This is a genomic window from Streptomyces sp. AMJ-169, assembly GCF_055597585.1.
On record NZ_JBVLTJ010000014.1, the window covers coordinates 155,850 to 172,774 of the forward strand.

Consider the following 16,925-nt stretch of genomic DNA (forward strand, 5'->3'; position numbering starts at 1 on the left):
GGCGCCCGCTCCGACTCGGGGTGAGCTGGGGCCAAGGCCTGCTGCCCCACCCCGGCTCAAGGCGGCATATCCCCGCGGCACGACGCCCTTCGTACCCCCGCGACACGGCCACCGGAAACGGGGTGCGGCCGGCGCCCCCGTGCCGGATCATGGCGGCATGTCTGCCCAGGAACCGCACGACGCTCTGCCGATCCGGCTCACCGTCGACGACTCCGACTCCCCTTCCGACGTCGTGGACGCGCTGTTCCTCGGCCGGTTCGCGACGGGCGAGCAGCCGTACTCGCACGCGGTGAACATCGACCGCGTCCGCAGCGGCGCGACCCTGCTGCCACCCGACGCGAAGGTGCTGCGCGTCGCCCGCGACGACGACCGCAGCGCGACCCTCGCGGAGGGCGACGGCTGGACGATGCTGGTGTCCCGCTGGAACCGGGGCGCCGACGTCACCGTCACCGCGACCACCTCCGAACTCGCCGAACGCGTCCTGAGCGCGGCGACCGACGGCGCGGCGGACGAGCCCGAGCCGCAGCCGGAGAACGTGACCATGGGGTTCTGGTACGTCTCCCCGCGCCGGGGCCCGCACCGCACGACGCGGCAGATCTCCGCCGGTACGTGGGACGAGGTCCGTGCGAACTACACGGCGCCGGTCGCGGAGGCGATGGACGGCCTCATGAAGACGACGCCGCAGGACATCGCCGGCCGGCTGCTCCTGCTGCACGGGCCGCCGGGCACCGGCAAGACCTCCGCGCTGCGTACGCTGGCCCGCTCCTGGCGGGACTGGTGCCAGGTCGACTGCGTCCTGGACCCCGAGCGGCTGTTCTCCGACGTCGGCTATCTGATGGACATCGCGATCGGGGAGGACGACGCCGCCGGCAAGTCCCGCTGGCGGCTGCTCCTGCTGGAGGACTGCGACGAGCTGATCAGGGGCGAGGCGAAGCACACGGCGGGCCAGGCGCTGTCGCGGCTGCTGAACCTGACCGACGGGCTGCTGGGCCAGGGCCGCAACGTCCTGGTCGGCGTGACGACCAACGAGGACCTGGAACGCCTGCACCCAGCGGTGGTCCGCCCCGGCCGCTGCCTGGCCCGCATCGAGGTAGGCCCCCTGACCAGAACGGAATCGGTGACCTGGCTGGGCACGGAGAAGGGCATCGGCAGAGAGGGCGCGACACTGGCAGAGCTGTACGCCTTGAAGCGGGGCACGAGCCCGACATCACTGCCGGAGCCTAGGGGGAAGGCGGAGGAGGGGCTGTACCTGTAGCTCGGTCTCCGCGGAGGGGCTGCACTTGTAGCTCCGGTCTCCACGGAAGGGCTGCACTTGTAGCTCGGTCTCCGCGGAAGGGCTGCAACTTGTGGCTCCGGTCTCTACGGAAGGGGCTGCACTTGTGGCTCCGGTCTCCCCGGCCGCCGCCCTCCACTCCGCCGCCCCCCACTCCGCCGCCCCCCTCTCCGCCGGTCCTCACTCCGCCGCCCTCCACTCCGCCGGTCTCCCCAGCCGCCGCCCCCCACTCCACCGGCCCCCTCTCCCCGCCCCGACGGCGCCCAGCCACGACGCGGTGGCCCGGCGGTGCCGAAGCGCCCTCACCCCCGCTCCCCCAACCCCGCCCGCAGCGCATCCGACACCGCCGCCAGCGCCGTGCTCTCCCCGACCCCCAGCCGGCGCGCCCGCTCGGCGAACGCCTGGGCGGCGGCGGCCAGTTCGCGCATCGCGGCGGAGCCGGCCGCGGCGATGTACGTCCCGTTGCGGCCCCTCGTCTCGATCACCCCGTCCGCCTCCAGCGCGCGATACGCCTTGGCGACGGTGTTGGCGGCGAGGCCCAGCGACTCGGCCAGGCCCCGGACGGTGGGCAGCCGGTAGCCGACCGGGAGGACCCCCGCCCGGGCCTGCTCCGAGATCTGGGCGCGCACCTGCTCATAGGGCGCGCCCCCCTCACTGATGTCGATCTTCAAGGTCACCCTCCGATTCTTCCGCACCCCCGGGAAAATGGGAGGCGACTGTCCACAGCCCCGCCCTAATCTGCGCTCATATGACCATCACCGTGCGCGATCTGCGCCCCGAAGACCCCGCCGACCTGACCGCCTTCTGCGCGGTCCGCGAGGCCGCCCTCCCGTACCTCCTGTTCACCCCGGCCTCGGTCCGCCACGACGCCACCCACGCCCACCCGGACGCGAAGGCCCGCAAACTGCTGGCGGAGGCGGACGGCGACATCATCGGCACCGCCCAGATCGGCCTGGCCCACGACGCCCCGGAACCCGGCAAGGCGTACCTGAACGTATACGTGGACCCGGCCCACGAAGGCAGAGGCGCCGGCACGGCCCTGCGCCGCACGGCGGAGGAGTACCTGGCGGGACTCGGCGCGCACAGCCTCTACACCTGGGCCATGGACACCCCGCGCGACCTCGCGTACGCGGCCCACGCGGGCTACCGCCCCAGCCGCTCGGCGTACTTCCTGCGCCGCGACCTGACGACGTCCCCCCTCCCCCCGCTCCCGCCCCACCCCGGCGTGGAACTGCGCACGGCCGCCGCCTTCACGGCCGACCCGCTCCCCCTGTTCCTCCTGGACGCGGAGGTGACCGCGGACGAACCGGCCGACGTGGGCGCCGAGATGACCGACTACGAGGCGTGGCGGACGGAGAACTGGAACCACCCGCACCTGAACCGCGAACTCACCACGGTCGCCCTCATCGACGGCCGCCCGGTCGCCTTCAGCGTCGCCCACACCGACGGCGCCGGCCGCTACCTCTCGGCGATGACCGGCACCGCCCGCGCCCACCGCGGCAAGGGCCTGGCCGCCCTCACCAAGACGGCCTCCCTGCACCGCGCCCGCGAGTCCGGCTGCACGGTCGCGTTCACCGGCAACGACACGGAGAACGCCCCGATGCTCGCGGTCAACAAGCGGCTCGGGTACGACACCTGCGCGAAGGAGATCCGTCATGTCCGCGAACTCGACTGAGACACCGGCCGAGTTGGACATCGTCCTCGTCAAGTCCGGCCGCACGAAGATCCGTTACCCCGCCCGGCTCGTCTCGGACGACGGCACCCGTATCACCGTGACCGCCCCCTGGGCCGCCCCGGGCATCCGCGACTTCGGCTTCGTCACGTTCGAGCCCGGTGACGTCTTCACCGAGCACTACTGGCGCGACCTCCCCCACTGCCTTAAAGGCGTGGGAGGTGCCCCCAGTACGCGGTCAAGGAAGTCCGCGCCCCCTCCGGCGAATTGAAGGGCTGGTACTGCGACATCACGCGCCCGGCGGTCCGCTCCGGCGCCGAACTCGTCGTCGAGGACCTGGACCTGGACCTCTGGCGCTCCGCCGACGGCAAGGACGTACGCCGCCTGGACGAGGACGAGTTCACGGCGAGCGGCCTGCCGGAACGCGACCCGGAGGCGGCGGCAGCGGCGACGGCGGCCCTGGAGGAACTGGCGGCACGGGCGACGCGGGGGGACTGGGCGGAGCTGCTGAACTAGAGCACCCCCAGCCTCGTACCGCTCCTGGCCGGGGCCACCCCCAGCCCCAGCCCCGACCCGACCCCGCACCCCCGCCGAAGGCCCCCCTCACACCACCCCCACCACCGCATACCGCACATCCCCCACCGGCCCGCCCCACAACCCCTCGTCCCCCTCCAGCCGCTCCACCCGCGCCCGCGCCCCCGCCGCCTCCACCAGTTCCGCCACCCGCCCCTCGGGTATCCCGACCGGCGTGATCTCCCCCCAGACCCCCTCGACCAGCACCATCCGCCCGCCCGGCCGCAGCAGCCCGCGCCAGTTGCGCAGCGCCCGCGCGGGATCGGGCAGGGCCCACAGGACGTGCCGGACGAGGACGGTGTCGTAGCGCGCGTCCCCCACCGGAGGGGCCGTCGCGTCGCCGAGGAGGAAGTCCGCCGCGTGCCCGGCGAGCTTGGCGCGGGCCCGGTCCAGCATGGCCGGGGAGCGGTCGACGCCGGTCACGCGGTGGCCCCGCTCGGCGGCGAGGAGGGCCAGACTCCCCGTGCCGCACCCGAGGTCGAGGACGTCGGAGGGCGGGGCGGGCAGCCAGCCGTCCATCCGCGCGCCCCAGGCGGCCCGCACCTCCGGGTCGCCCAGTCCGTGATCCGCCGCCTCGTCGAAGGAGGCCGCGGCCAGGTCCCAGTCGACCCCGCCCGCCACCGCACCACCACGTCGTTCGCTCATGCCCACAGGGTGACACCCGGCACTGACAACGGGCCGCGACGGCGGGACGTGACAGCCGCCACTGACAGAAGCCGCCGGATGCGTCACTCTCCCCCAAAGGGGCACCGCCCCTGAAGGAGGCCGCCATGCGCCGCACGACCGTGCAGAAGCCCCTGAAGAAGACCGAGTCCCGCCGCGTCCGCGAGAAGTCCGAGGACCGCCCCGCCGCGCGCCCGGAGATCCGCCAGGACATCGCCCGCACGTGGTGGCCGGACGGCTGAGCGGCGCCCGGCCGTCACAGGTCCGCACCACTCAGCTGAACACCGACGCGCAGGTCGTCGGCGTGGCCGTCGCCGGATCGAGCGCGTTGGCCACCTCGTGGAACGCGATCCGGTCCGTCAGCCCGATCAGCGCGTGCTCGGACAGGTCGAGCGGGCACAGGTCCTGGAGCAGGACGTTCTTGACGTCGGGCCCGGTCAGGAACTGCGTCTGGTACGGCGTGACGACCTCGTCGTACTTCGTCGCGATGACCGTGTAGTGGACGCCGGGCACGGTGTCGCCGCCCGCGTTCAGCCTGGTCAGGAAGTCGGAGCCGACGATCTGCTGGGCCAGCGCCGGGGTGTTGGTGGTGAGCCACTTCGCGGCGCCGGGGAAGTAGGGCAGCAGGTTGGTGAGCCCGCTGAGCGTGGTGCCGTGGCTGCTGGGGGCGAGCGCGACGAGGGAGTTCACCTTGGCCGCGCCGCCGAGGAACTTGAGGTAGTAGCGGGGCATCATGCCGCCCTGCGAGTGCCCGACGAGGTCCGCTTTGGCGGCGCCGGTCGCGGCGAGCACCTTGTCGACGTAGGCGGAGAGTTGCGCGGCCGACTTGTCGATGGGGCCCAGGCCGTAGAAGACGGGGACGCCGTCCAACTGACCGTAGTCCAGGGCGAAGACGCAGTAGTCGCGTTTCTCCAGATAGGGGGCGAGTCCGAGCCAGTTGGTGGTCGAGCTGGCGAGGGTGCCGTGGACCAGGATGACCGGGCGGGGGTGCGCGGCGGAGGGCTTGCAGGAGAAGTCGTTCCACCCACTGCTGGAGGCGGAGTCGGCGGCTGCGGAGGAAGCCGGGACGACGGCGGCGATGGCCGTCAGCAGCAGGGCGACGAGGGGTCTGAGCAGGCGTTTCCAGGGCAGCATCGAGTGATCTCCTTGCGGCTCATGGGGGGATGCGCGATGACACTAGGCCCTGTGATCCGGATCACAAAGGATGCTGTTCACTTTTCAAGTTACGGACGGGTAGCCCCGATGTGAAGTTACGTGCCGGTAAAAAATCGCGCACGAGGAGAAGACTGGAAGATGTCCTAGTCCCGCCCGATCACCCTTGCCTCAAACGGAGTTCACCCGCGAGGCTGCTCCTCCTGCCGAGGCGCGGGCGCCGCCCCCTGCGCCCGCTCCAGGAACCGCAACAGCTCCACCGGAAACGGCAGCACCAGCGTCGAGTTCTTCTCCGCCGCCACCGCCACGACCGTCTGGAGCAGCCGCAGTTGCAGCGCGGCCGGCGTCGCCTCCATCTGCTGGGCCGCCTCCGCCAGCTTCTTCGACGCCTGGAGCTCCCCGTCCGCGTTGATGACCCGCGCCCGCCGCTCCCGGTCCGCCTCGGCCTGCCGGGCCATCGAGCGCTTCATCGTCTCCGGCAGCGAGACGTCCTTGATCTCGACCCGGTCGATCGTCACGCCCCACTCCACCGCCGGGCTGTCGATCATCAACTCCAGCCCCTGGTTGAGCTTTTCGCGGTTGGACAGCAGGTCGTCCAGCTCGCTCTTGCCGATGATCGAGCGCAGCGAGGTCTGCGCCATCTGCGAGACCGCGAACCGGTAGTCCTCGACCCGCACCACGGCCTCCGCCGGGGACGTCACCTTGAAATAGACGACGGCGTCGACGCGCACGGTCACGTTGTCCCGGGTGATCCCCTCCTGCCCGGGCACCGGCATCGTGACGATCTGGAGGTTGACCTTCCGCAGCCGGTCGACACCCGGCACGATCATGACGAGCCCGGGTCCGCGCACGTCGGGGCGGAGTTTCCCGAGCCGGAAGACGACCCCCCGTTCGTACTGTTTGACGACCCGCGCCGCCGCCGAGAAGTACACCGCCCCGGCCGCGAGCACCGCGACCCCCGCCGCCACCAGTTCCTCGACCATCGCGACCCCCAGGGTCCGCACCGTCGCCGCCTGTACGTCGAAGGTAACGCCGCGGGCGCGCCAGGGGGAGCCCTGTACCCGGCCGCGCTCCCCGTACAGCGAGAAGCCCCCGCCCACCCGGAGGTGTGCGGAGGCTCCCGGCGCCCGCGGTCCGGTGCACTCGGCCCGCAATGCGCATAAAGCGTCAGCTATACGGACAGACCATGCGCGGCCCTGCCCGCCGGACGGCTAGAGCAGGCTCACGCCGTACGCGCTCAGCGCCGCCGTGACCGGCTGGAAGAACGTCGTCCCGCCGGAGGTGCAGTTGCCGCTGCCGCCGGAGGTCAGCCCGTAGGCGATGCCGCTCAGCGAGTACAGCGGGCCGCCGGAGTCGCCGCCCTCGGCGCAGACGTTGGTCTGGATCATGCCGTAGACGATGTCGCCGCTGCCGTAGTTGACGGTCGCGTTCAGCCCGGTGACGGTGCCGCTGTGGATGCCCGTGGTCGAGCCGTCGCGGTAGACGGTGGTGCCGACGCTGGGGTTGCCCGCGCTGGTGATGGTCGTGTTGCCGGCCACCCGGGACTTGGCGATGGTGGTGTTGGTGTACCGCACCAGCGCGTAGTCCCTGGTCGGGAAGGTGTAGCTGGAGTTCGGGCCGAGGACGGTGCTCTGCCCGGAGTTGGAGTACCAGGTGGAGGCGACCTCGCCGCAGTGGCCGGCGGTGAGGAAGTAGTTGGTGCTGCCGCTGACCACGTTGAAGCCCAGCGAACACCGGTAGCCGCCGCCGTAGATGGCGTCGCCGCCGCCGATCAGCTTGTTGAACTTGCCCGGCGTGTACTTGATCGTCGCCGCGCCGCCCGCCGCGGTCTTGATCTGCGCGACCTCGGCCTTCGTCACCGTGCTGTCGACGGTGACGACGAGCCGGCCGCTCTCGGGGTCGACGGCCCAGGCCGTCCCGGCTATGTCGGCCTTGAGCACCGAGTTGCTCGCGCTCTGGAGTTCGGTCGCGCTGTACGTGCGGGCGTCGGCGGCGTTCGCGGCGGGAACGGCGAAGGCCGCCGCCGCCGTGAGACCGGTGACGACGGCGAGCAGACGGGTCCGTCTGGTGAAACCGGGGGTGGTGCGCTTGATCCTCACTTTTCGTTCCCTCCCAGGGGAATTGGGGGCCCGCGTGGGGTCGGGGCCCGTGAGGCGCAGCCAGGGCGGGGACACCCCGCGGCGGCTGGGGTGCATGTCCCTGACAAGCGCTGGTTGAGGAGTATTCGGCCGAACGGCCGGTAGGCGCAAGGGCACCTTTCGGCCTCGGCCCCTTGGGGAAAACACCGTGACCCCTGGGAGAAAACTGCCTGAAACGCCTTGCGTCAACGGCCCTTTCACGACCGGACGGCCGCGTCGGAGCACCCGCCCGGCGCGCGCCGTGACCGCCCGCCCCCGGCTCACACCACCGTGCGCTCCCCCGCCTCGACGGCGAACTCCAGCCGGTTCCCGGGCGGCGGGAACGGGCAGATGAACGCGTCGGAGAACGCGCACGGCGGCAGCTCGGCCCGGTTGAGGTCGACGCTCACCCGCCCCCGCGCGTCGGGCGCCCCGGTGTGCAGGAACCGGAACCGGTAACTGCTCACCCCGCTCGTCGCGTCCGCGAACACCGCCCACAGCCCGCCCCCGGCCCCGGTCCCCACCTTGAGCACGACCTCCCGCCCCTCGACGGCGAACGCGACCTCCCCGTCGAGCCCGAGCCCCCGCTCCCGCCCGTCCGCGTTCTCGACCCGCACGGTCCGCCCGCGCTCGTACGGCGTGAAGACCCCCTCGACCGCCCACCGGGGGTCGTACTCAGCGGCGTCGATCCCCCCGAACCCCCGCCTGGCCTCGGCGTCCGGGTCGTAGTCCCGCACCCCCCAGACCCCCTCGCGCTCCAGCACCACGAGCCGCCGCTCCCCCACCGAGACCCGGGCCCGCCCCGCCGCCCCCCGGTCCGCGTCCAGCCGTACGACGCCGCCGAACGGCTCCCCGTCGAGGAACAGCCCCTCGCCGGCGCCGGCCGTCAGCACGACCCCGGCGTCCTCGGCGAGCGCCCAGTGCCCCGGGGTGTCCGGAAGTCGCCCCTCGGGAAGGTCCTCCACCCAGTACGTCCCGGTGAGCGCGAGCGGCCCGTAAGGCCCCGACACCGTGTCCACCCGCCGCGCCCGCCACTGCCGCCACGCCTCAAGACCGCTCATGTCCGCCAGCCCTTCCCTGTACCGGTACGAAACCCCCGATGCCAACCACCCCCGCCACCCCCGTATTCCGCACGGAACAGGCCAAGCACACGGACACCGGCGCATACGGCACCGGCGCCCCTGTATACGACCCCGGCGGCCCCCTCTCCCCTCCGGCGCGCCGGTGACACGCCCCCCTCACGCCCCCTCGGCGACCGCGTACCGCGCGAGCCCCAGATGCTCCCGCAGCGTCCCGCCCGGATAGAACGTACGGAACAGCCCCCGGTGCTGGAGCAGCGCGACCGTCCCGTTGACGAGCCGTTCCAGGTCCCGGCGCGGCTCGACCGGCGTGAGGTGGAACCCGTCCACCGCGCCCTCCCGGTGCCAGCCGGCGATCAGCTCGGCGAGGTCGACGGGCCCGCCCCGGTACAGCGGCCCCCGTACGGTCGGCCGGGGTCCGCCCCCGCCGTGCCCGCGCTCGGCGGCCCGCTCCCCGTCCCCGAGGTCGATCAGCAGCCCGGCGAACACCCGCAGCGTGTCGGGGTCGCGGCCCGACTCGGCGGCCCGCAAAAGCAGTTGAGCCCGTACCTCGGCGGCCTCGCCCGGACTCACCGCGCGCACCAGCGCGACGTCCGCGTCCCGCGCGGCCCGCTCCCGGCCGCCGGGTTCGGTGGCGTCGACGACCTTCAGCGCCGGGCACACCGGCACGGGCGCCGTCTCCTCGGGCCGCCACCCGGCCCGCCCCCGGCTCACCCGGTCGAGCCCGCTCGCGACACCGGGCCCGCCGCACATCGCGACCAGCCCGATCCGCCGCGTCCCCGACGCCACCCGCGCGAGCACGGACCCCGCGTCGAACCCCGGCACCGCGTACGGGTCGCCGACGGTCACGAAGTCGAGCCCGCCCCGCTCGGCCAGCCCCACCAGCTCCAGATACGGCTCGGCCCCGGACTCCCCCGGCAGGTCGACGGCCGCCGCGAGATGCAGCAGCCTGCGCCGCCCGCTCATGACGGCGCCGCCGCACCACGCCCAGGGCCCGGCGGACAACAGGCCGGCAGAGAGGTGGACATGAGGCAGGCCGCGTCGTTCATCACTTGAACTCCCTTGCTGGATAACACAGTTGACCTTTCGCACCCGTACGGAACAGCTACGGGGAACGCTTTCACAACCGGACGCCGGACACCCAATTACGTTTCACTCAGCGATCCGAGGACCGCCCGCGCGGTCGCGTCGTTCTGCCGGAACGCCGGTCCCCCGGTCCGGGGCCGCGTGAACGCCCCCGGCGCCCGCCCGTCCGTGTAAGGCCCGAGCGCGAACAGCCGCCCGTACGGCCGCCCTTCGCGGTCCAGCACCCGTCCGTCGGCCCGGTCCACCCGCAGCAGTCCGTCCGCCGTCTCCCCGACCCCGCGCCCGATCAGCTCCCGCAGCAGCGCGTCCCGGGCCCGCCCCACGGCCGGCTCCGGGAGCCGCGCCTCGACCAGCGCCCGCGCCTCGACGACCGCGCCCGGCACATTGGGGCTCGTCCCCCTGAACACCCCGTCCTCGGCCCGGACTTGCATCTCGCCGCCGACGAACTTCAGCAGCCCGGCCCGCGACAGCGCGAGCATCTGCCGCAGCCGGGGTCCGGGCGGCCCGGACGCGAGATAGCTGAAGAAGCCGTGCCACCACCCGCCGACCCCGCCGAGCCGGATCAACTGCACGTACACGGACAGCAGCCCGAGGAACACGGCCTGGTCCTGGCTGTACGCCGGGTCGTGGGCGCGCGCCAAGTCCCCCTGGATGTAACCCCGCAGCCCGTCCTGGAACTCCTCGGCCGACCCGTACCGCACCCCCGCGAGCGGCCGGTCCAGCGCCCCGAGGTCGAGCCGGTCGGCGGGGTCGGGCACGGCGGCGGCGATCAGCGCCTGGAGATCGGAGCCGCTCCCGACGGCGTACTTCTCCTCGAACTCCGCCCAACTCCCTTGCGTACGTTCGGGATGCGCGGAGAACAGCCGGTGGTAGTGGGCGAACCCCAACTCCTTCTCCACCAGCGGCCACACGTCCCGCCGGAACTCGAACCCGCCTTCCCTGGCGAGGAGTTCATCGATCTGCGCGGGCCCGAGAAATCTCGGCAAGGGAGGCCGCTCGCCGCTCCACTCGTACCCGATCTTCGAGTGGTACGGCACCCCTCTGCGCGACCCGACGTACAGCACCGGCTCCCGCCCCGACGGCACGTACACGTCCCCGTCGTAGCGCCCCCCGCGCCCTTCGGTGAGCAGGACCATCAGATCGACGAAGGCCAGCCCGAAGCCGCGTACGAGGACCGGTTCACCGGCGGGCAGCGCGGACAAGTCGCTGTCGGCGGTGAAGTCGGGCGGCAGGTGCAGCAGCCCGTGTTCCTCGGCGTACGCCGCCAACGCGCGCTGTTCGTCGTCGAGTTCGGCGTCGAGGTGGCCGAGGGCGAGGACGACGAGATCGGCGTGCAGCGGTTCCGAGAGCCCCTCCAGCCAGACCTCCTGGCGTCCGTCGCGCGGGCCGGAGATGCGTAGCGCCCGGCGGGGGTGGTGGTGGACGCGTATCCCCGGAGGCAGGGCGGCGATCGCCCGGTCGTGGAACCAGGCGAGGTAGGTGCCCTGGAGCCGGCGGTCGGCGAAGAGGTCGCCGTCGACGCCGGCCCACTCGTGCAGGGTGGGTCCGGGGCGCACCGGGCCGGCCATGGTGACGGACTCGTCCGTGAACATGGTGATGTCCTCGGCGTGGGAGTTCATCCACAGCAGCGGGGACTGGGCGGCGCGCCAGATGCGTCCGGCGCCCGGCGGGTGCGGGTCGACGAGGTGGAGGTCGAGGGGTGAACCGTCGTACAGCTCGGGGGCGTTGGCGGCGATGCGTTCGAGGAGACCGGATCCGCGGGGACCGGCCCCGATGACGACCAAGCTGGAAGGCATGCGAAGGCTCCGTGGAGTATCGGTTCGCCTTCACACGGGGGCGCCGCGCGGCGCCGTCACGGCCGAGCCCCTCAGCAGGGCCGTACAGCGAGAGTACGGCGGCGTTTCCCCTCGCTGTCAAGGGCGTCCACACTGTGAGCGGTAGGTCTCATCTCGTTGACGTGACAACCGGAGACCTGTTCCACTTGGCCCATGCATCCGCAGCAGTGGCTGGTCAAGCGCTCCCACATCGACTTCGGTCGCGTGTGGTCCTGTTCCTGTTGAGCGACCCGCTGCCGCGCTTTCTCCCCCTTTCTCCGCCTTCACACCGGCGCCCCCCTCACTGACGTACCGTCACTCCTCTTCACCCGTACGCCCTATTCGTCACCCATCCGCCACAATGAATCATATTTCACTCACAGTCAGCAGCCGTACGCGCTAACACCCTTGGGGGGCTTGGCCTCTCGACGGATCGGCTGTGCACCAGTACCGTCACAAACCTCCCGCGCGGCGTCCATCCACTTGGCGCGACCTCCGCATCATGCACGACCATGGGGAATGCGGAAGCAAGCAGAACCGCTGTGAGAGGAGGCGTCCATGGGATCGGTGCGCAAGGCGAGTGCCTGGCTTGGCCTCGTCGACGACAACGATGACGAGCGTTACTACGACGACGACTACTCCGAGGGGTCCGACTCCGGCGAGGCCTGGGTCACCGACCCCCGGGTGAAGGTCGCCGCGGACACGGCCGAGGAGAAGGGCCGCCGGATCGGCACGGTCACCCCGGACAGCTTCCGGGACGCCCGCGCCATCGGCGAGATGTTCCGTGAGGGGGTCCCGGTCATCATGAACCTGACGGCGATGGAGGCGGCCGACGCCAAGCGCGTCGTCGACTTCGCCGCCGGTCTCATCTTCGGCCTGCGCGGCTCCATCGAGCGGGTCTCCACCCGCGTGTTCCTGCTCACCCCCGCCAACACGGAGATCGTGAACGGCGATTCCTCCAACCACCGCACGGACGGCTTCTTCAACCAGAGCTGAGGCAGGGCCGCTCACCGGCCCTGCCCCGCCATCTCCGGTGGGGGTCCGGGGGTCATCCCCCGGGAGGGCACAGCCAGGTCAGCGGAAGGCGTCGAGCCCGGTGAGCGCCTTGCCCAGCACCAACTGGTGCATCTCCACGGTGCCTTCGTAGGTCAGCACCGACTCCAGATTGCTCGCGTGCCGCATCACCGGGTACTCCAGCGAGATCCCGTTGGCCCCGAGGATCGTCCGCGCGGTACGGCAGATCTCGATCGCCTCCCGTACGTTGTTCAGCTTCCCGAAGCTGACCTGCTCGGGCCGCAGTCGACCGGCGTCCATCCGCCGCCCCAGATGGTGGGCGAGCAGGATCCCCTTGTGCAGTTCGACGGCCATGTCCGCCAACTTCGCCTGGGTGAGCTGGAATCCGCCGATCGGCCGCCCGAACTGCTCCCGGGTCCTCGCGTATTCGACGGCCGCCTCGAACGAGGCCCGCGCCGCTCCCATCGCGCCCCACACGATCCCGTACCGGGCGTGCGACAGACAGCTCAACGGCCCCCGCAGCCCCACCACTTCGGGCAGCGCCGCGTCCGCCGGCAACCGCACGTCGTCCAGCACCAGTTCACTGGTCACCGACGCCCGCAGCGACCACTTGTGCTTGATCTCCGGCGCGGCGAACCCGGGGGTGTCGGTGGGGACGACGAACCCCCGGATGCCCTCCTCGGTCTGCGCCCACACGACGGCGACCCCGGCGACGGACCCGTTGGTGATCCACATCTTCCGGCCGTTGAGCACCCAGTCGGAGCCGTCCCGCTTCGCCCGCGTCCGCATCGAGGCGGGGTCGGAGCCGTGGTCGGGTTCGGTGAGCCCGAAGCATCCGATGACGTGCCCGGACGCCATCGCGGGCAGCCACTGCCGCTTCTGCTCCTCGCTCCCGAACCGGTGGATGGCGTACATCGCGAGGGACCCCTGGACGGACACCAGCGAACGCACCCCGGAGTCCCCGGCCTCCAGCTCAAGACAGGCCAGCCCGTACTGCACAGCGCTGGCGCCCGCGCACCCGTACCCGGACAGGGACATCCCGAGCGCCCCGATCTTCCCGAGTTCCAGGGCGAGTTCGCGGATCTGCGGCAGCTCCCCGGCCTCGAACCACCCGGCGACATGGGGCAGCACGTTGTCCCCGACCCAGCGCCGCACGGTGTCCCGTACGGCGAGATCCTCATCGGTGAGCAGTTCATCGAGACCCAGCAGATCACGGGGGTCGAACGCGGCCACGGAAACCTCCGGCGTCAGCAGACCAACAGGAGCGGTAACACAACGAACTTACGTGGCAGGGGACTTCAGCGGCGAGGGAAGGGGACGTCCACCTCAGCGGGGGCGAGCGCGGCGCTCATCTCACCGGCGGGGGCGAGAGCAACCCCCGCGCCCTGCATCCCCTTCGGCAGCCGCAGCGCCATCACCGCCCCCAACAGCAACAGCCCCGCGCTCACCAGCAACGTGACATGCAGCCCGTGCACGAACGAATCCCGCGCCACCCGCCGCAGCACACCCCCGGCCGGCTCCCCCAGCCGCCCGGCCACCTCGTACGCCTCCCCCAGCGAATGCCCCGCAGCGGCCGACGCCTCCGCGGGCACCCCAGCGACCGCCGACACCCCAGGTTTATAAGCCGCGTTCATCACACTCCCGAGCAACGCGATCCCGATCCCGGCGCCCAGCTGGTACGACGTCTCCCCCATCGCGGCGGCCCCGCCCGCCTGTTCGGCGGGCGCCTCGCTCAGCATCGACTCGTACGCGGCGAACAGCGTCGTCTCCAGCCCGAACCCGAGCAGCACAAACCCGGCGAGCAGCAGCCCCGGCCGGTCGGCGTTGCCCATGGCGGTGAGGGTGAGGACGGCGGCGGCGGTCAGCACGAACCCGCCGCACACCATCCGCCGTGGCCCGACGGCCCGCAGCAGCCGGGCCCCGGCGAGCCCGGCGGCCATGGCGGCGAACGTCAGCGGCAGCAGCCGCAGCCCGGTCGCCAACGGCGAGAGCCCCAGCACGAGTTGCAGATACTGCGCGGCGATCAGCTCGAGCCCGACCAGCGCCAGCATGGCCAGCACGATGCACAGCACGGCCGTACCGAAGGCGGGCCGGGCGAACATCCGCAGATCGACGAGCGGACAGACCCGCCGCCGCTGCCGCCGCACGAAGAGCACCACCAGCACGGCCCCGAACAGCAGCGGTACGACGGTCAGCGGCCCGAACTCGCCGCCCCCGAGCCGCTTCACGCCGAGGACGCACCCGAAGAGCCCGCCGGCGGCCATGAGCGCGCCGACGACGTCCCAGGGCCCGTCGCCGCCCCCTTTGGACTCGGGCAGCAGCCACCGCCCGACCGGCAGACTGACCAGCATCAGCGGGATGTTGACGAGGAAGACCGACCCCCACCAGAAGTGTTCGAGGAGGAACCCGCCGAGCAGCGGACCGGCCGCCGCGCCGACGGCGGCGACCGCGCTCCAGATCCCTATCGCCAGCGCCCGCTCCCGCCGGTCGGGGAAGACCTGCCGCAGGATCGACAGGGTGGCCGGCATGATCATGGCCCCGCCGACCCCGAGCAGCGCCCGCGCCAGGATCAGCGTCTGCGCGCTGTCGGCGAGGGCGGCGAGCGCGGAGGCGACGCCGAAGATGCCGTAGCCGAACAGGAGGATGCGCCGCCGTCCGACCTTGTCGCCGAGGGTCCCGAAGAGGATCAGCAGGGAGGCGCAGACCAGGGGATACGTGTCGACGATCCACAGCAGCTCGATCGCCCCGGGCCTGAGGTCCTCGGTGACGGCGGGCACGGCGACGTGCAGGACGGTCGCGTCGACGGCGACGAGGAGGAGGCTCACGCACAGCACGACGAGGACGACCCAGCGGCGGGCGGCGGGGGGTCCGGCGGTCCTGGAGGGCGCGGCTGTGGCCGTGAGCGTCCCGGACATGTGCGTACCTCCCAGCTATTCGCGCGTTCGGCGGGTTCGCGGGGTGGGGACTCCCCGCGCCTTTGGCCGGGGAGGAGCGGTGTCCCTGGCCCGCGCGGACGAACGGCGAGTGGATCGCAGCGTACGCGAGTTCGTGGCCCGGTCACGTGGTGGACCTCTCAGACGCCACCTGGAACCCATGTGGCGTACACCACTCATCCGTAGGGGCCGGATAATCGAGCCCATGACCGACCGTGCGACGCGCGTCTCCCAGGGACTTCGCCGGGCCGCCCCCGCCCTCCTCGGCTTCGCGGCCGTCCGGGCGCTCGGCCTGCTCGCCCTGGCCGCGTGGAGCGGCGCGCGCGGCACGAACGCCTACCACTTGCTGACGGCCCGCTGGGACTCCCTGTGGTACGTCCGCGTCGCCGGCCTGGGCTACGGCTACGAGGTCCGCCTCCCGAACGGCGACGTCCACTCGAACCTCGCGTTCTTCCCCCTCCTGCCCTGGCTGGAGCGCGCCCTCCATGCCGCGACCGCGCTGTCGTACGCCGACGCCGGTTTCGTCGTGTCCCTGGTGTCCTCGCTCGCGGCGGCCTGGGGCGTCTTCGCGGTCGCCGACCTCTTGTACGGCTCGCGCGCGGCCGTGTGCGCGGTGCTGCTCTGGGCGGTGCTGCCGGTCGGGATCGTCCAGTCGATGGCGTACAGCGAGTCCTTGTTCACGGCGCTGGCGGCCTGGTCCCTGTACGCGGTGCTCACCGGGCGGTGGGTCGCGGCGGGCGTCCTGGCGGCGCTGGCGGGGCTGACCCGTCCGGTCGGGCTCGCGGTGGCGGCGGCGGTCTGGGCGGCGGGCCTCTCGGTACGGCCGGCCGGCGCGCGCGCCCTGGGTCTGCTCCTCGCGCCTCTGGGCACGGTCGGTTATGTCCTCTGGGTGGGTCGTCGCACCGGTGACGGTCTCCTCGGCTACCTCGACGTCCAGTCCGGCTGGCGCAACGGCTTCGACGGCGGCTGGGCCTTCGCCCGCTTCGTCGCCGCCAAGTTCACCTCCCCCCTGGGCGCCCTCGCGGGCCTGGCCCTGATCGCGGGCGTGGCCCTGCTGATCCGCCTCTACGTCATCTGCGTACGGCAGCGCCAGCCGCTGCCCCTGCTGGTCTACGGCGGTACTGTCCTGGTCCTCGCCCTGTGTGCGTCGAGCTACTTCGGCTCGAAACCGCGCCTGCTGATGCCCGCGTTCCCCCTGTTGTTCCCCCTCGCGCTGCGCCTGGCGCGGGCGCGTCCGGCGCGGTCGGCGCTGGTGGTGGCCGGGGTGGCGGTCGCGTCGGCGGTGTACGGGGCGTGGTGGCTGAACGGCTCGGGACCACCGTGACCGCGCCATGATCGACCCCGCCACGCTCAGTGAATTGCAGGCGACCAAACACCGAACGTATTCATAACCCCGTTAAAACCTGTACCCAGAATGATCAAAGGAATTGCCGGTACAGATGTCAGTCGATTTTGGATTCCAAAGGAATAAACGCCCGCCTGAGAGCAATCCCACATCACATCGTCATCACAAAGCCGTGGATTCGCGGGGGAAGCCAGCTCACTCGCT

16 protein-coding genes and 1 pseudogene are annotated in these 16,925 nt (G+C 72.0%); 7 read left to right on the plus strand and 10 right to left on the minus strand.

Features of this window, described 5'->3' with window-relative positions; genetic code table 11:
• Positions 1 to 157: 157 nt before the first annotated feature.
• A complete protein-coding gene (locus ACYUD3_RS30390) occupies positions 158 to 1,255 on the plus strand; it encodes a DUF5925 domain-containing protein (RefSeq protein WP_470976731.1) in 1,098 nt (365 codons plus the stop codon).
• A 320-nt stretch (positions 1,256 to 1,575) separates the two neighbouring features.
• Here the strand turns inward: ACYUD3_RS30390 and ACYUD3_RS30395 are convergent, their stop codons facing one another.
• Entirely contained in the window at positions 1,576 to 1,950 is a 375-nt protein-coding gene (locus ACYUD3_RS30395; RefSeq protein WP_470976734.1) for a GntR family transcriptional regulator, read from the minus strand.
• Positions 1,951 to 2,021: 71 nt separating this feature from the next.
• Between ACYUD3_RS30395 and ACYUD3_RS30400 the strand changes: the two genes are divergently transcribed.
• Positions 2,022 to 2,948 (plus strand): GNAT family N-acetyltransferase, encoded by a 927-nt coding sequence (locus ACYUD3_RS30400; protein ID WP_470976737.1) that lies wholly within the window; start codon positions 2,022 to 2,024, stop codon positions 2,946 to 2,948.
• A pseudogene (locus tag ACYUD3_RS30405) lies at positions 2,929 to 3,461 on the plus strand (ribonuclease FAU-1 family protein). The gene ACYUD3_RS30400 and the pseudogene ACYUD3_RS30405 overlap by 20 nt, the downstream one beginning before the upstream one ends.
• An 87-nt stretch (positions 3,462 to 3,548) precedes the next feature.
• Here the strand turns inward: ACYUD3_RS30405 and ACYUD3_RS30410 are convergent.
• Positions 3,549 to 4,163 carry a class I SAM-dependent methyltransferase gene (locus ACYUD3_RS30410; RefSeq protein ID WP_470976740.1) on the minus strand — a complete coding sequence of 205 codons (615 nt, stop codon included), beginning with the start codon at positions 4,161 to 4,163 and terminating at the stop codon, positions 3,549 to 3,551.
• A gap of 125 nt (positions 4,164 to 4,288) precedes the next feature.
• Here ACYUD3_RS30410 and ACYUD3_RS30415 point away from each other — a divergent pair, with 125 nt between their 5' ends.
• A complete protein-coding gene (locus tag ACYUD3_RS30415) occupies positions 4,289 to 4,423 on the plus strand; it encodes a hypothetical protein (protein WP_470976743.1) in 135 nt (44 codons plus the stop codon).
• A gap of 31 nt (positions 4,424 to 4,454) precedes the next feature.
• Here the strand turns inward: ACYUD3_RS30415 and ACYUD3_RS30420 are convergent, their stop codons facing one another.
• The 4 genes from ACYUD3_RS30420 to ACYUD3_RS30435 all read right to left on the minus strand — a co-directional run bounded on the left by ACYUD3_RS30420 (position 4,455) and on the right by ACYUD3_RS30435 (position 8,511).
• Positions 4,455 to 5,315, minus strand: a complete 861-nt coding sequence (locus ACYUD3_RS30420) for an esterase/lipase family protein (protein WP_470976746.1) — start codon at positions 5,313 to 5,315, stop codon at positions 4,455 to 4,457.
• A gap of 200 nt (positions 5,316 to 5,515) precedes the next feature.
• Entirely contained in the window at positions 5,516 to 6,316 is an 801-nt protein-coding gene (locus ACYUD3_RS30425) for a slipin family protein (protein ID WP_470976883.1), read from the minus strand.
• A gap of 228 nt (positions 6,317 to 6,544) precedes the next feature.
• Entirely contained in the window at positions 6,545 to 7,432 is an 888-nt protein-coding gene (locus ACYUD3_RS30430) for a S1 family peptidase (protein WP_470976749.1), read from the minus strand.
• A 299-nt stretch (positions 7,433 to 7,731) separates the two neighbouring features.
• Entirely contained in the window at positions 7,732 to 8,511 is a 780-nt protein-coding gene (locus ACYUD3_RS30435) for a DUF1684 domain-containing protein (RefSeq protein ID WP_470976752.1), read from the minus strand.
• A gap of 38 nt (positions 8,512 to 8,549) precedes the next feature.
• Between ACYUD3_RS30435 and ACYUD3_RS30440 the strand changes: the two genes are divergently transcribed.
• The gene (locus ACYUD3_RS30440; protein ID WP_470976755.1) at positions 8,550 to 8,678 is read left to right on the plus strand and encodes a hypothetical protein; all 129 of its coding nucleotides are present in this window, start codon (positions 8,550 to 8,552) and stop codon (positions 8,676 to 8,678) included.
• Between the two features lie 10 nt (positions 8,679 to 8,688).
• Here ACYUD3_RS30440 and ACYUD3_RS30445 read toward each other — a convergent pair whose 3' ends face one another.
• Positions 8,689 to 9,495, minus strand: coding sequence for an LLM class oxidoreductase (locus tag ACYUD3_RS30445; protein ID WP_470976886.1), 807 nt, complete (start codon positions 9,493 to 9,495; stop codon positions 8,689 to 8,691).
• Between the two features lie 179 nt (positions 9,496 to 9,674).
• Positions 9,675 to 11,411 (minus strand): FAD/NAD(P)-binding protein, encoded by a 1,737-nt coding sequence (locus tag ACYUD3_RS30450; RefSeq protein WP_470976758.1) that lies wholly within the window; start codon positions 11,409 to 11,411, stop codon positions 9,675 to 9,677.
• 576 nt (positions 11,412 to 11,987) lie between these two features.
• Between ACYUD3_RS30450 and ACYUD3_RS30455 the strand changes: the two genes are divergently transcribed.
• Positions 11,988 to 12,425, plus strand: coding sequence for a cell division protein SepF (locus ACYUD3_RS30455; RefSeq protein WP_470976761.1), 438 nt, complete (start codon positions 11,988 to 11,990; stop codon positions 12,423 to 12,425).
• Positions 12,426 to 12,503: 78 nt separating this feature from the next.
• On the opposite strand, the gene ACYUD3_RS30460 is transcribed toward ACYUD3_RS30455, so the two are convergent.
• Positions 12,504 to 13,676, minus strand: a complete 1,173-nt coding sequence (locus ACYUD3_RS30460) for an acyl-CoA dehydrogenase family protein (protein ID WP_470976764.1) — start codon at positions 13,674 to 13,676, stop codon at positions 12,504 to 12,506.
• Between the two features lie 65 nt (positions 13,677 to 13,741).
• A complete protein-coding gene (locus tag ACYUD3_RS30465; protein ID WP_470976767.1) occupies positions 13,742 to 15,358 on the minus strand; it encodes an MFS transporter in 1,617 nt (538 codons plus the stop codon).
• A 223-nt stretch (positions 15,359 to 15,581) separates the two neighbouring features.
• Between ACYUD3_RS30465 and ACYUD3_RS30470 the strand changes: the two genes are divergently transcribed.
• Positions 15,582 to 16,700, plus strand: a complete 1,119-nt coding sequence (locus tag ACYUD3_RS30470) for a mannosyltransferase family protein (RefSeq protein WP_470976770.1) — start codon at positions 15,582 to 15,584, stop codon at positions 16,698 to 16,700.
• The last annotated feature ends 225 nt before the right edge of the window (positions 16,701 to 16,925 follow it).